This window comes from Streptomyces sp. NPDC001868 (genome assembly GCF_040297125.1).
GTDB lineage: Bacteria > Actinomycetota > Actinomycetes > Streptomycetales > Streptomycetaceae > Streptomyces.
Map to the genome: position 1 here is coordinate 32683 of NZ_JBEOYO010000047.1, position 13392 is coordinate 46074.

Annotated in this window: 11 protein-coding genes; 5 read left to right on the plus strand and 6 right to left on the minus strand. The window is 70.4% G+C overall.

The window, feature by feature from the left end:
• Positions 1-163: 163 nt before the first annotated feature.
• From ABT147_RS36465 to ABT147_RS36475, 3 genes are all read left to right on the plus strand, one after another.
• Positions 164-880: a L,D-transpeptidase family protein gene (locus ABT147_RS36465; protein ID WP_351414461.1), complete on the plus strand. Its 717-nt coding sequence runs from the start codon at positions 164-166 to the stop codon at positions 878-880.
• 100 nt (positions 881-980) lie between these two features.
• Positions 981-2672 (plus strand): peptide-N4-asparagine amidase, encoded by a 1692-nt coding sequence (locus ABT147_RS36470; RefSeq protein WP_351414393.1) that lies wholly within the window; start codon positions 981-983, stop codon positions 2670-2672.
• 145 nt (positions 2673-2817) lie between these two features.
• Positions 2818-4275 carry a cation:dicarboxylate symporter family transporter gene (locus ABT147_RS36475; RefSeq protein ID WP_351414396.1) on the plus strand — a complete coding sequence of 486 codons (1458 nt, stop codon included), beginning with the start codon at positions 2818-2820 and terminating at the stop codon, positions 4273-4275.
• Between the two features lie 182 nt (positions 4276-4457).
• Here the strand turns inward: ABT147_RS36475 and ABT147_RS36480 are convergent, their stop codons facing one another.
• Positions 4458-4916, minus strand: a complete 459-nt coding sequence (locus tag ABT147_RS36480) for a MarR family winged helix-turn-helix transcriptional regulator (protein ID WP_351414398.1) — start codon at positions 4914-4916, stop codon at positions 4458-4460.
• Positions 4917-5070: 154 nt separating this feature from the next.
• Between ABT147_RS36480 and ABT147_RS36485 the strand changes: the two genes are divergently transcribed.
• Positions 5071-7080 carry an ABC transporter ATP-binding protein gene (locus ABT147_RS36485; protein WP_351414400.1) on the plus strand — a complete coding sequence of 670 codons (2010 nt, stop codon included), beginning with the start codon at positions 5071-5073 and terminating at the stop codon, positions 7078-7080.
• A 43-nt stretch (positions 7081-7123) separates the two neighbouring features.
• Positions 7124-8005, plus strand: a complete 882-nt coding sequence (gene mltG / locus ABT147_RS36490; RefSeq protein WP_351414403.1) for an endolytic transglycosylase MltG — start codon at positions 7124-7126, stop codon at positions 8003-8005.
• Positions 8006-8030: 25 nt separating this feature from the next.
• Here the strand turns inward: mltG and ABT147_RS36495 are convergent, their stop codons facing one another.
• The 5 genes from ABT147_RS36495 to ABT147_RS36515 form a co-directional block, all read right to left on the minus strand.
• The gene (locus ABT147_RS36495) at positions 8031-9107 is read right to left on the minus strand and encodes an NAD(P)-binding domain-containing protein (protein WP_351414405.1); all 1077 of its coding nucleotides are present in this window, start codon (positions 9105-9107) and stop codon (positions 8031-8033) included.
• A gap of 90 nt (positions 9108-9197) precedes the next feature.
• On the minus strand, positions 9198-10397 hold the full coding sequence (locus tag ABT147_RS36500) for an LLM class flavin-dependent oxidoreductase (protein ID WP_351414407.1): 1200 nt from the start codon (positions 10395-10397) through the stop codon (positions 9198-9200).
• 1 nt (position 10398) lies between these two features.
• Complete coding sequence (locus tag ABT147_RS36505; RefSeq protein ID WP_351414410.1) at positions 10399-11427, minus strand: ABC transporter substrate-binding protein; 1029 nt, start codon at positions 11425-11427, stop codon at positions 10399-10401.
• A gap of 92 nt (positions 11428-11519) precedes the next feature.
• Complete coding sequence (locus ABT147_RS36510; protein WP_351414412.1) at positions 11520-12335, minus strand: ABC transporter ATP-binding protein; 816 nt, start codon at positions 12333-12335, stop codon at positions 11520-11522.
• Positions 12308-13195: an ABC transporter permease gene (locus tag ABT147_RS36515; protein ID WP_351414415.1), complete on the minus strand. Its 888-nt coding sequence runs from the start codon at positions 13193-13195 to the stop codon at positions 12308-12310. The genes ABT147_RS36510 and ABT147_RS36515 overlap by 28 nt, the downstream gene beginning before the upstream one ends.
• Positions 13196-13392: the final 197 nt, after the last annotated feature.

A 13392-nucleotide genomic window follows, 5' to 3' on the forward strand; every position in this document is an offset into this window, starting at 1 on the left:
GCGCTTGTGTCCGGTGCGCGGTGCGACGATGGACCGCATGCGAATAGGCGGTACGAGGCGGGGACGAACCAGCGGCGCGAACGGCGCGAACCGCGCGGACAGTGCGGACGGGGCGAACGGTGCGCACCGGACGAGAGGCGCGGTGCGCGTCGGGTTCGCGGCGATGGTCTGCGGTGCGCTGGTGATGTCCCTGGCGGCGTGCGGCGGTTCGGGCGGCGCGAACGACGGGAACGAGGCCGGCGCGAACGCGACGAAGTCCGGGGGCGAGGCCGACCGAGCCGAGGCGCGGACGGCCGACCCGACCCGTATCCCGGACGTCGGCGACCGTCTCCAGAAGCAGATCCCCGCCGAATCCCGCCAGGTCGTGGCGGTCTACGGGGAGGGCGAGAACGACGCCGACGCCACGGTCGTGCTCTACACGAAGAGTGGTTCCACCTGGAAGAAGACCCGCAGTTGGGAGGGGCACAACGGCAAGAAGGGCTGGACCACCGACCATCGGGAGGGCGACCGGCGCAGCCCCGTCGGTGTGTTCACGCTCAGCGACGCGGGGGGCGTCCTCGCCGACCCGGGGGCCAAGCTCCCGTACAGCAGGTCGGCGTCGTTCCAGGCGCCGCGCTACTGGGCCAAGTCGCACTGGCACGACTTCGACTACGTCATCGCCATCGACTACAACCGGGTCAAGGGCACCTCGCCCAACGACCCGACCCGCCCCGAGGGCCAGTCCAAGGGCGGCAGCATCTGGCTGCACATGGACCACGGCAGCGGCACCTCGGCCTGTGTCAGCCTGTCCAAGTCGGGCATGGAGTATCTGGTGCGGACCCTCGACCCGGACCGGCACCCGGTGATCGTCATGGGCGACAAGGCGGAGCTGAAGGCCTGAGACACGGGGCGCCACCGCACGCACGCCAGGTGCCACCGCGCGCTCTTGTGGCCGGAGATGCCATTGCGGCGGGGCGCCGACTCCCCGTAGAACTCCGGCCATGAGAAGCCGGATCATCATGTCCATGCTCACCGGAGCGACCCTCCTGGCGAGCACCCTCCTCGGGGCCACCCCCGCCCATTCCGCCGCCACCCCCGCCCCGTCGCCCCAGTCAGCCCGGTCGGCCAAGTCGGCCCAGCCCGCCGAACCCCCTTCCGTCCCCGCCGAGTTCGGCACCGACTGGCACGACCCGATCACCGCCGCCCCGCCGGTCGCCAGACCCGCGAACACCAGGTCGTGCGAAGTGACGGTCGCCGAGGCGCAGTTCAGGGACTTCACGCCGTACCGGGGGACCTACGCACCACCGGCGGAGTGTGGGAAACGGTGGAGCAAGGTCGTCCTGCGGCTCGACGGCAAGGTGAAGGGCCGCCAGTTCGACCGGCTCGGCCACCTGCACATCGGTGGCGTCGAGGTGTTCCGGACGTCCACCCCGCAGCCCTCGCCCGACGGCATCGAGTGGTCCGTGGAGAAGGACGTCACGCGCTACAGCGACACCCTGCGCACCGCGCAGCCGGTCGAGATGCTCATCGGCAATGTCGTCGACGACACTTACACCGGAGTCCTCGACGTCAAGGTCACGCTGACGTTCTACGCGGGCAGGTCCGACGCGAAGACGGCGAAGACCGTCCCCGACCGCGTCCTCACCCTCCAGGACGGCACCACCCTCACCACCCCGCGCAACAGCGAACGCGTCATCGCCGAGGTGTACGCCACCGGGTCCGGCGGCGGCTGCGAGGAGTACTGGTATCTGACGGTGCCCGAGGGGGCGCCGTACTCCTGCAAGGCGGACGAGGGGCCGTACCGCGAGGTGCAGATCTCGGTGGACGGGCAGCTCGCCGGAATCGCCGCGCCGTTCCCGAACGTATGGACCGGCGGCTGGTCCAACCCCTTCCTCTGGTACGTCGTCCCCGGCCCCCGCGCCTTCGACATCCAGCCCCTGCGCTACGACCTCACCCCCTTCGCGGGCCTCCTCAACGACGGCCGTCCGCACCGGATCGAGGTATCCGTCGTCGGTGTGCCCGAGGGGCAGACCGGCTGGAGCGCCCCGGTCAACGTCCTCGTCTGGCAGGACGCGAAGAGCGAGCACGTCACCGGCGCCCTGACGAAGGTCCGGGCGGGCGATCTCGCCAACTCGTCCACGTACACGCCGGGTTCGGAGCATCGCCTCGACACCGAGGGCGGACACCGGCTGACCGTCGCCGGGTATGTCGACACCTCGCACGGCCGGGTGACGACGACAGTCCGCCGGAGCCTCGCCAATACCTCTACGCACACCTGGTCGGACGGCGAGAACCCCGACGCGCTGGACGCGAGGTGGAGCGACGACGAGACGGTCACCGTCAGGGGAGGCGGACGCGGACCGGTCCGGACGACGCGTGTCCAGCGGTCGTACACGATGGACGGGACGACGACGCTCGGCGCGGGCGACCGGCTGCGGACCGTGCTCACGCTCGGCGACCGCGCGAAGGTCACCGAGACGCAGGGCGGGCGGCGCACGGCCTGGTCCCGGCTCGACGACACCTACACGGGTGACGCCACCTACACGGCGAACGTGCCGCGTGACCAGCGCCATGCGGTCGGGACGACGAGTGAGCGCTACCGAGCGCACGGATCGGGCGGCTCGGACGGCTGCTACGACCGTTCGCTGGTCTCCGTACAGGGAGTGCTGACGGAGGACCGAATGGGCTGTTGATGCCGTATGCGTGCGATGCGACGTCTGTTCGATGATTTACATCGGTGAAACGCGGCGGTCTTCCCCGCGAGCGACAACTCCCCGATAGTGATCGGCGCGGAAGCACTTTTCCGCATGACAGAAAGTCCCTTCGGAGGAGTGCCCCGTGCCGCAGTCCGTACCGTCCCTGCCGCGACGCGTCGCACGCATGCTGCGTACCTCATTGTTCGCACAAGTCGGTGTCGCGCTTGTGCTCGGAATCGTCGTCGGAAGGTTGTGGCCGGACACGGCCACGACCTTCCAACCGCTCGGCGACGGTTTCATCCGTCTCATCAAGACGGTCATCTCGCCCCTGGTGTTCTGTGTGGTCGTCGTCGGCATCGCCAAGGCCGGCAACCTCAAGGCCTTCGGGCGGATCGGCCTCAAGGCGCTGATCTGGTTCGAGATCGCCTCCACGGCCGCGCTGCTCATCGGTCTGATCGCCGCCAACGTCTTCGGCCCCGGCTCGGGCATGAACGTCGACCCCTCGAAGCTCGACACCTCGGCGGTCGACGCGAAGACCGCCGGCGGCGAACTGCCGACGACCGGCGAGTTCATCCTGAACGCGCTGCCGCAGAGCGCGATCGGCGCGTTCGCCGAGAACTCGCTGCTCCAGGTGCTCGTGCTCGCCTGCCTCGTCGGTGCCGCGCTGCTGCACCTCGGCCACACCAAGGTGCCCAAGATCCTGCCCGCCATCGAGCAGGCCCAGGAGGTCATCTTCGCGATCGTCGGCTTCGTCATGAGGCTGGCCCCGCTCGCGGTGTTCGGCGCGATGGTCCACCTCGTGGGTGAGTACGGCCTCGGCGTGATGAAGACCTACGCCAAGCTGATCATCCTCTGCTACGCCGTCGCCGCCGTGTTCCTCGTGCTGCTGGGCGTCGCGCTGAAGCTGATGACCGGGCTGAGCCTGTGGAAGTTCGTCCGCTACACCCGTGCGGAGATGCTGCTCGCGCTGGGCACCGCCTCCAGTGAGAGCGTCATGCCCCGCATGATGCAGAAGCTGCGGCAGGCCGGCGCCCGTGACGACGCCGTGGGCCTGGTGCTGCCCACCGGGTACTCCTTCAATCTCGACGGCGCGTCCATCTATCTCTCCATCGGCACGCTGTTCATCGCGCAGGCCGTGGGTGTGGACCTCAGCATCAGCCAGCAGGTCACCGTCATCCTGGTCCTGATGCTGACCAGCAAGGGAATGGCCGGTATCCCCGGTTCGGCCTTCCTCGCCCTGTCGGCGACCGCCTCCTCGCTCGGTGCCATCCCCGCCGGAGCCGTAGCCCTGCTCCTCGGCGTCGACCGCATCATGGACTCGATGCGCGTCGTCACCAACCTCCTCGGCAACTGCGTCGCAGTCTTCGCGGTGTCGAAGTGGGAGGGCGCGCTGGACACGGACCGGGCGAAGAAGATGCTGGACGGGGAGATCCAGTTCGTGGAGGAGGACGACGAGCCCGGCGCGGGTGGGTCCGGGTCGGCCGAGACCCCCGCGAAGACCCCGGCGACCCCCGCGAAGATCGCTGAGACCCCGGCGGAGCCAGAGGTTCCCGTACTCGCCAAGGCCGAGGCGAAGGAGCCCGCTCCCGAAGTGAGCTGACCTCTCCATCTCCGATCGACCGGACACGAAGCCGGACACGAAGCCGGACAGGATCCGACCCTCGGGCACGATCCGATCTCCCGGACACGAATGGGGCCCGGCGCAGCACTCTGCGCCGGGCCTCATTCGCGCGCCCTCCGGTCGAGCCCCCTCGTACGTACGCCCTCAGCGCGCCCCGCAGTTCAGCAGGGGGACCGCTCCGCCCCCGGCACCCCGTCGACCAGCATGTCGAGCAGCCCGCCCAGCACCCCCCGCTGATCGTCCGACAGCGGCGCCAGGATCTCCTCCGCCGCCGACCGTCGCGCATGGTGCAGTTCCCGCAGGACCTTGCGGCCCTCGTCCGTGACCTCTATCCGGATCACCCGCCGGTTGGTGGGATCGGGCACCCGGCGCACCCGGCCGCTCTCCTCCAGCGCGTCGACCAGGGTCGTCACGGCACGGGGCACGACCTCCAGCCGCTCCGCCACATCGGCCATGCGCGGCGGCGCCTCGTAGTGCGCGACGGCGCGCAGTAGTCGTGACTGCGCCGGGGTGATCTCCAACCCGCTCTGCTGGAGATGGCGCTTCTGGATGCGGTGCACACGGCGGGTGAGCCGCAGCAACTGCTCGGCGAGCGGCCCGTCGGCGTCGGGGGTGGTCATACGGGAACAATATCAGGACCATGTTCATTGTGAGTATAGGTAACAATGAGCTAGGCTCCGTAAGCCCGTTTCGCCGAGCCTTCCCCATCCGAACCCCTTCACCCGAGCTCTCCTCATCCGCGCTTCCCATCCGCCTCACCTCCCGTAGGAGCCCATGCATCCCGACAACGAACCCGTCAGCGGCCCGTCCGGCGACGCGACGCAGGAACAGCCCCGCCAGGTACGCCGCATCCTGAAGCTCTTCCGCCCCTATCGCGGACGGCTCGCGATCGTCGGCCTGCTCGTCGGCGCCGCCTCGCTCGCGTCCGTCGCCACGCCCTTCCTCCTCAAGGAGATCCTCGACACCGCGATCCCCGAGGGGCGCACCGGCCTGCTGAGCCTGCTCGCGCTCGGCATGATCGTGAGCGCGGTGCTCACCAGCATCTTCGGCGTTCTGCAGACGCTGATCTCCACGACCGTCGGCCAGCGCGTCATGCACGATCTGCGCACCGCCGTCTACGACCGGCTGCAGCGCATGTCGCTCGCCTTCTTCACCCGGACCCGCACCGGCGAGGTCCAGTCCCGCATCGCCAACGACATCGGCGGCATGCAGGCGACCGTCACCTCCACGGCCACCTCCCTGGTCTCGAACACCACCAGCGTGGTCGCCACCGTCGTCGCCATGGTCGCCCTGGACTGGCGGCTCACCGTGGTCACCCTGCTCCTGCTGCCGCTGTTCGTGTGGATAAGCCGCCGGGTCGGCGACGAGCGCAAGAAGATCACCACCCAGCGCCAGAAGCAGATGGCCGCGATGGCCGCCACGGTCACCGAGTCGCTCTCCGTCAGCGGCATCCTGCTCGGCCGCACGATGGGTCGCTCCGACTCGCTCACCAAGTCCTTCACCGGGGAGTCCGAGGGGCTCGTCGACCTGGAGGTCAGGGCGAACATGGCCGGGCGCTGGCGCATGGCCATCATCACCGTCGTCATGGCCGCCATGCCCGCCGTCATCTACTGGACCGCCGGTGTCGCGCTCCAGCTCGGCGGCCCGTCCGTCTCGGTCGGCACGCTCGTGGCCTTCGTCTCGCTCCAGCAGAACCTGTTCCGGCCGACCGTGAGCCTGCTGTCCACCGGCGTCCAGATCCAGGCCTCGCTCGCCCTCTTCCAGCGCATCTTCGAGTACCTCGACCTGCCCATCGACATCACCGAGCCCGAGCGCCCGGTCCACCTCGACCAGGTCAAGGGCGAAGTCCGCTTCGAGAACGTCGAGTTCCGCTACGACGGTGACGGCGACGGCGACGCGCACGGCCATGGCGACTCCGGCGCCCCGGGCGCCCCCGGTGGCCCCGCGAAGGCGCGCCCCATCCTCGACGGCATCGACCTCACCGTCCCGGCCGGCGGCAGCCTCGCCGTCGTCGGGCCGACCGGCGCCGGCAAGTCCACGCTCGGCTGGCTGGTGCCGAGGCTGTACGACGTCACGGGCGGCCGGGTCACCCTCGACGGCGTCGACGTGCGCGACCTGGACTTCGACACGCTGGCCCGGGGCATCGGCGTCGTCTCCCAGGAGACGTACCTCTTCCACGCCTCGGTCGCCGACAACCTGCGCTTCGCCAAGCCGGATGCCACCGACGAGGAACTGCACGCGGCGGCGCGGGCGGCCCAGATCCACGACCACATCGCGGCCCTGCCCGACGGCTACGACACGGTCGTCGGCGAACGCGGCCACCGCTTCTCCGGCGGCGAGAAGCAGCGCCTCGCCATCGCCCGCACCATCCTGCGCGACCCGCCGGTCCTCATCCTCGACGAGGCGACCAGCGCCCTCGACACCCGTACCGAGCACGCGGTGCAGCAGGCCATCGACGCGCTCTCCGCCAACCGCACCACCGTCACCATCGCCCACCGGCTCTCCACCGTCCGGGAGGCCGACCAGATCGTCGTCCTCGACTCCGGCCGCGTGGTGGAACGCGGTACGCACGAGGAACTGCTGGCGAGCGGCGGGCGGTACGCGGCGCTCGTACGGCGGGACGCGCGGGCGAAGCCGGACCGCGAGATGGTCAAGACGCCGAAACCGGAATCGCCATCAGGACCGCAATCGGAATCGCCATCAGGACCGGAATCGGGACGGCGGTCAGGACCGGAACCGGAACCGGAACCGCGGCCGGAACCGAAACTGGAACCGACAAGATGAAGATATGCCGGGTTTGAGGTGATATGCGGGTTACCGTGCCCGCATGCAGATGAACACTCCGCCACGGAGCACGATTCGACTGACGCGTCGGGGCCAGGCCGCCCTCATCGCGGCCGGGGCCGTCGTGGCGGCCACCGCCGTGGCGGTGCCGCTGCTGAGCGTGGAGGGCGGTGGCGGCGCGGCCGAGCGCCCGTCGTCCCTGGTGATCCCGGAGGGCTGGCGTTCCGGCCAGGTCTACCAAGCCGTCGACAAGGCCCTCGCCCTGCCCGCCGGATCCACCAAGAAGTCCCTGGCCAAGGCCGAGCTGATGCTCCCGGCCGACGCCGAGGGCAATCCGGAGGGCTACCTCTTCCCGGCGACGTACCCCCTGCGGGAGACGTCGACCCCGGAGTCCCTGCTGAGCTTCATGGTCGAGACCGCGAACAAGAAGTTCAACGGCGGTCAGGTCACGGCCGGCGCCCAGCGCAACGCGATGAACGTCTATCAGGCGGTCACCATCGCGAGCATCATCCAGGCGGAGGCGGCCACCGAACAGGACATGGGCAAGGTGTCCCGGGTCGTCTTCAACCGGCTGGAGCGCGGCATGCCGCTGCAGATGGACTCCACCATCAACTACGCGCTGAACCGCTCCACCCTGGACACCACCGTCGACGACACGAAGATCGACAGCCCCTACAACTCGTACCGGCGTATGGGTCTGCCGCCCACGCCGATCACCAATCCGGGCGAGGCGGCGATGCGGGCCGCCGTCAATCCGGCGTCGGGCGACTGGCTGTACTTCGTCACGGTCAAGCCGGGCGACACCCGCTTCACGGCGAACTACCAGGAACACCTGCGCAATGTCGCCGAGTTCAACCAGAACCGGAGGAAGGCGTCGCCGTCCGCCGGGGTGAGCACCGTGCCGCCCTCGCGGACGGCCGGCTGAGAGGTCCGTCGGTCGGCCCGGGACGTCAGGCGGCGGCCGGCTCGCTCGCCAGCAGACGCCGGATGTCCCGTACCGCCGTACGGCCGGCGCGGTTGGCGCCGATGGTGCTCGCCGAGGGGCCGTAGCCGACCAGGTGGACGCGTGGGTCGGTGACCGCGCGGGTGCCGTCGACGCGGATGCCGCCGCCGGGCTCGCGCAGCCGCAGCGGGGCCAGATGGTCGACGGCTGCACGGAAGCCGGTCGCCCAGAGGATGACATCGGCGTCCACACGGCGGCCGTCCGCCCACTCCACGCCGTCGGGTGTGATCCGGTCGAACATCGGCAGCCGGTCCAGGACACCGTCCGCGAGGCCCTGCCGGATCGCGTCGTTGAGCGGCAGTCCCGTCACCGACACCACGCTCTTCGGCGGCAGCCCCTGCCGCACGCGCTCCTCCACCAGGGCGACGGCCGCCCGCCCGGCGCCCTCGTCGAACGGCCCCTCGCGGAAGACGGGCGGACGCCTCGTCACCCAGGTCGTCGCGGCGGCGTACGGCGCGATCTCCAGCAAATGCTGCGTCCCGGACGCGCCCCCGCCCACCACGACCACCCGCAGCCCCGCGAACTCCTCGGGCCCCGGATACTGCGCAGTGTGCAACTGCCGCCCCCGGAACGTCTCCTGACCGGGATAGCGCGGCCAGAACGGCCGGTCCCACGTCCCCGTCGCGTTGATCAGCGCCCGCGTCGACCACGTACCGTCCGAGGTCTCCACCAGCAGCCGCCCGCCCTCGCCCTCACGCACCGCGTGGACATCCACCGGACGCCGTACCCGCAGGTCGAAGGCGCGCTCGTACGAGTCGAAGTACTCCTCGATCACCTCGGCGGACGGCCGCGCCGGATCGGCCCCCGTCAGCTCCATACCCGGCAGCGCGTGCATCCCGTGCACCTTGCCGTACGTCAGCGACGGCCAGCGGAACTGCCAGGCGCCGCCCGGGCCGGGGGAGTGGTCCAGCACCACGAAGTCGCGCTCCGGCTCGAAACCGGATCGCCGCAGGTGATAGGCGCCGGCCAGACCCGCCTGGCCGGCGCCTATGACGACTACCTCGACCTCACGCGTGTTGTTCACGCTTCTACCAACGGAGAGGGGGGCACGGATCTTCCCGAGCGATTCCGGATCCTCCCGGGCGGTTCCGGTCCTCCCGAGCGGTCCCGGAGGTCAGCGCCCGCCCGCCACCAGGAGCGGCGCCCCGGTCGTCGGGGAAGTCGTGGGGGCGCCCGACGGCAGACCGCGTGCCGCCAGCAGACCGCGTGCCGCCAGCAGACCGCGCGCCGCCAGCTCCGGGATCACGCCCTCCCCGAACCAGTACGCCTCCTCCAGATGCGGATACCCGGAGAGCACGAAGTGCTCGACACCCAGCGCGTGGTACTCCTCGATCAGGTTCGCGACCTCGGCATGACTGCCGACGAGCGCGGTACCGGCGCCGCCACGGACGAGACCGACACCCGCCCAGAGGTTGGGATGGATCTCCAGTTCCGCCCGGGAGCCGCCGTGCAGGGCGAGCATCCGCCGCTGGCCCACCGACTCGCTGCGCCCGAGCGCGGCCTGCGCCGCCGCGACCGTGTCGGCGTCGAGGTCGTCGAGCAGCCGGTTCGCCGTCGACCACGCCTCCGCCGACGAGTCCCGCGAGATGGTGTGCAGCCGGATCCCGAACCGGACCGTCCGCCCCTCCCGCTCGGCCAGCGACCGGATCCAGTCGATCTTCTCCGCGACCTGCGCCGGAGGCTCGCCCCAGGTCAGATACACATCAGCGTGCCGGGCCGCGACCGGACCGGCCGCCGCCGACGAACCACCGAAGAACAGCTGCGGCACCGGGTCGGGCGGCAACGCGGTCAGCCCGCCCTCGACCCGGTAGTGGACGCCGTCGAAGTCGTACGGCTGCCCGCCCCACACCCCTCGTACGACCGACAGGAACTCGTCCGTGCGGGCATACCGCCGGTCGTGGTCCAGATGGTCGCCGAAGCGGCGCTGCTCGGCGGAGTCGCCGCCGGTGACGACGTTGAGCAGCAGTCGTCCGCGTGTGATGCGCTGGTACGTCGCCGCCATCTGCGCGGCGAGCGTCGGCGAGATCACCCCCGGCCGGAAGGCGACCAGGAACTTCAGCCGCTCGGTGTGCTGCGCCAGCGCCACCGTCGTCAGCCAGGCGTCCTCGCACCAGGTACCCGTCGGCGTCAGCACCGCCTCGAAGCCCAACTGCTCGGCCGCCTTGGCGATCTGAGCCAGATACTCGATGTCCGGCGGACGCACCCCCGGCAGCGCCCGGCCGCCCTGAAGACTGTTCGGCGCGTACGCGTGCCGGTCGACGAGGGTACGGCCGTCGCCGCTCGTCGGCAGGAACCAGTGGAGACGGACGGTCATCTCACGACCCTTCCGAAGGACGCGGCGCGGTGGTCGACGCCGGGAGGTCACCGTTGAACCGTGTGTCGGTGAACTCGCCGAAGTCGACCTCGTTCGGGATGAGCTTCAGTTCGGTGAAGGTGTCGGCGATCTCCTGCTCGGAGGCGATGAGCGGCTTGTCCACGGCGACCGGGATCCGGGTGGTGTACGTCCGCTTCACGGCGGCGAGCGCCACGTCCTCGGGCAGCCCGGTCTCCTTCGACCAGACCTTCGCCCACTCCTCCTCGTGCGAGTACACCCAGGTGTAGGCGCGCCGCAACCGCTCCAGATAGTCCTTGATCGCGGCGGACTTCTTCTTGTCCGCGAGCGCGGCGGGCGCCGCCACCTGGAAGGTCAGACCGTTGGTGATCCCGTCCCCCGTGGTCAGCACACGCCCCTGCCGCCCCTTGAGCACCTGCGAGGTGTACGGGTCCCACACCGCCCACGCGTCGACCTTGCCCGAGGTGAACGCGGCCAGCGCGTCGGCCGGCTGGAGGTACTTGACCTTGACGTCGTCGAACGACAGCCCGGCGTCCTTGAGGGAGGCGACCAGTTGGTAGTGCGCGGACGAACCCTGGGCCACGGCGACGGACCTGCCCTTGAGCTGCGCGGTCTTCGTCAGCTTCGAGTCGTTCGGTACGAGGATGGCGTCGCCCTTGGACGTGCCGTGCCAGGCGGCCACGACCGTGATCCGGGACTTGGCCCCGGCCGCGAAGACCGGCGGGGTGTTGCCGACGCCGCCGATGTCCACGGCCTTGGCGTTGACGGCCTCCAGGAGCGGTGGGCCCGAGGTGAACGTCGACCATTTGATCTTGTAGTCGAGGTCGTCCAGCGCTCCGGCGGCCCGCAGGATGGCCTCCGAACCGCCCTTCTGGTCACCGACATCGAGGGTGAGCGACCCCTTGCCGTCGGTCCCGTCACCGGTCGAGGTGCTCGCGGAGGAGTTCCCGCCGCAGGCGGAGAGAAGCAGGGCCAGGGGGAGGAGCAGGGCGGGGGCGAGACGTCGTCGCATGAGGGTCCGTTCGGTGTGGTTCAGGTGGGGGCGCCCGGAAGAGTTCAGGGGCCGGGACGTGTTGGGGAATCCCAGGGGGGTGTGCTCGGGGTTCAGGCGGCTTCGGCGGCGGTGTCGACGCCCAGCCGTTCGAGGAGCCGGCCGCGCAGCTCGGCGAACCGCGGGTCGGTGATGTCACGGGGGCGGTCCAGGTCGACCCGCGTCTCGTACGCGATCACGCCCTCGTCCATCACCAGCACACGGTCGGCGAGCAGCACCGCCTCCTCGACGTCGTGCGTGACGAGCAGCACCGCGCAACCGCGCCGCTGCCACAACTCGCCCACCAGGTGCTGTGCCTTGATCCGGGTGAGGGCGTCGAGGGCGCCGAACGGTTCGTCGAGCAGCAGCAGATCGGGCTCGCGGACCAACGCCCGTGCCAGGGAGGCACGTTGGGCCTCGCCGCCGGAGAGCGTCTTGGGCCAGGCGCCGGAGCGGTGTTCCAGGCCCACCTCCGTCAGGGCCTGCTCGGCGAGGGCGCGTTCGGGCCTGCCCGGCAGACCGAGCAGGACGTTCCGCCACACCCTCTTCCACGGCATCAGGCGCGGTGCCTGGAACGCGACGGCCTTGCGGCGTGGCACCAGGACGGTGCCCTCGATGTCGCGGTCGAGCCCGGCGAGGATGCGCAGCAGCGTCGACTTGCCGCAGCCGCTGCGGCCGAGCAGGGCCACGAACTCGCCCGGCCGGATGTCGAGTCGGAGGTCGTCGATGACGGCGCGGCCGTCGAAGGAGCGGGTGAGGCCCTCGACGCGCACGGCGTGGGACGCGGTGGCGAGAGCGGTTGCGGTAGCGGTAGCCGTGGAGGTGGAGGTGGGGGCGGGGGCCGGGTGGGCCTCCTCGCCGGTCACCGGCCGGTGAACGTCGGTCGCCATTGCAGCAGCAGCCTTTCGAGGGAGCGGACGATGAAGTCGGCGAGCAGGCCGAGGAAGGCGTAGACGATCAGACAGACCACGATCACGTCGGTCCGCAGGAACTCCCGGGCCTGCACCATGAGGAAGCCGATGCCGGAGTCCGCGTTGATCTGCTCGGCGAAGACGAGCGCGAGCCAGGCGATGCCGAGGGAGAACCGCAGGCCGGTCATGGCGCTCGGCAGCGCGCCCGGGAGCACGACATGCCGTACGAGCCCCCAGCGCGACAGCCCGAGCGACTCCCCGGCCTCGATCAACTGGGAGTCGACGCCGCGGATACCGGCGTACACGTTCAGATAGAGCGGGAACGACACACCGAGGGTGATGATCGCGACCTTCGGGGCCTCGCCGATGCCGAACCAGATGATGAACAGCGGGATCAGCCCCACGAACGGCACGGTTCGCAGCATCTGCACACTGGCGTCCACGAGGTCCTCACCGACCCGGAACAGCCCTGACACCAGGGCGAGTCCGGTGCCGACGACCGTCCCGAACAGCAACCCGAGCGCGACCCGGTGCAACGACGTCCCCATCGCGGAGGTGAGCGAACCGTCGGCGATCAGGTCGCCCGCCACCTGTGCGATCCGCCCCGGGGAGGCCAGTACGACGGGGGTCAACACGCCGGTGGCGCTGAGGAGTTGCCAGAGCGTGAGCAACAGGAGGGGGCCGGAGGTGCGGCGCACCCAGCGGGGGACGCGGGTGCGGCGGGAGGAACCGGGGACGACGGGTTCGAGGTCGAGGGCGTCGGAGGGGCCGGTCCCATGACCTCTCTTGTCGGGAATATCCGTCTTGGTCGGGTCGGGTGGGGCATGGCTGATGCTCATGAGAGCTCCACGGGGAGAAGAGCGCCGAGTGGCGCCGCCGCATCGCCGGAGACCGGAGACCGGAGACCGGAGACCGGAGACCGGAGACCGGAGACCGGAGGCCGGGGACCGACCCCGGACACCGACACCGGACTTCGGCACCGGTCGACGGATCGCTCGGTGAACCCGGTTCGTCAGATGTGCGGGATCAGACGTGC

What these genes read in the sequence shown, in the direction of transcription:
- ABT147_RS36465 (WP_351414461.1), top strand. Translation starts at nt 164, where the DNA reads ATGGTCTGCGGTGCGCTGGTGATGTCCCTGGCGGCGTGCGGCGGTTCG.
- ABT147_RS36470 (WP_351414393.1), top strand. Translation starts at nt 981, where the DNA reads ATGAGAAGCCGGATCATCATGTCCATGCTCACCGGAGCGACCCTCCTG.
- ABT147_RS36480 (WP_351414398.1), bottom strand. Translation starts at nt 4,916, where the DNA reads ATGACCACCCCCGACGCCGACGGGCCGCTCGCCGAGCAGTTGCTGCGG.
- ABT147_RS36485 (WP_351414400.1), top strand. Translation starts at nt 5,071, where the DNA reads ATGCATCCCGACAACGAACCCGTCAGCGGCCCGTCCGGCGACGCGACG.
- mltG (WP_351414403.1), top strand. Translation starts at nt 7,124, where the DNA reads ATGCAGATGAACACTCCGCCACGGAGCACGATTCGACTGACGCGTCGG.
- ABT147_RS36500 (WP_351414407.1), bottom strand. Translation starts at nt 10,397, where the DNA reads ATGACCGTCCGTCTCCACTGGTTCCTGCCGACGAGCGGCGACGGCCGT.
- ABT147_RS36505 (WP_351414410.1), bottom strand. Translation starts at nt 11,427, where the DNA reads ATGCGACGACGTCTCGCCCCCGCCCTGCTCCTCCCCCTGGCCCTGCTT.
- ABT147_RS36510 (WP_351414412.1), bottom strand. Translation starts at nt 12,335, where the DNA reads ATGGCGACCGACGTTCACCGGCCGGTGACCGGCGAGGAGGCCCACCCG.
- ABT147_RS36515 (WP_351414415.1), bottom strand. Translation starts at nt 13,195, where the DNA reads ATGAGCATCAGCCATGCCCCACCCGACCCGACCAAGACGGATATTCCC.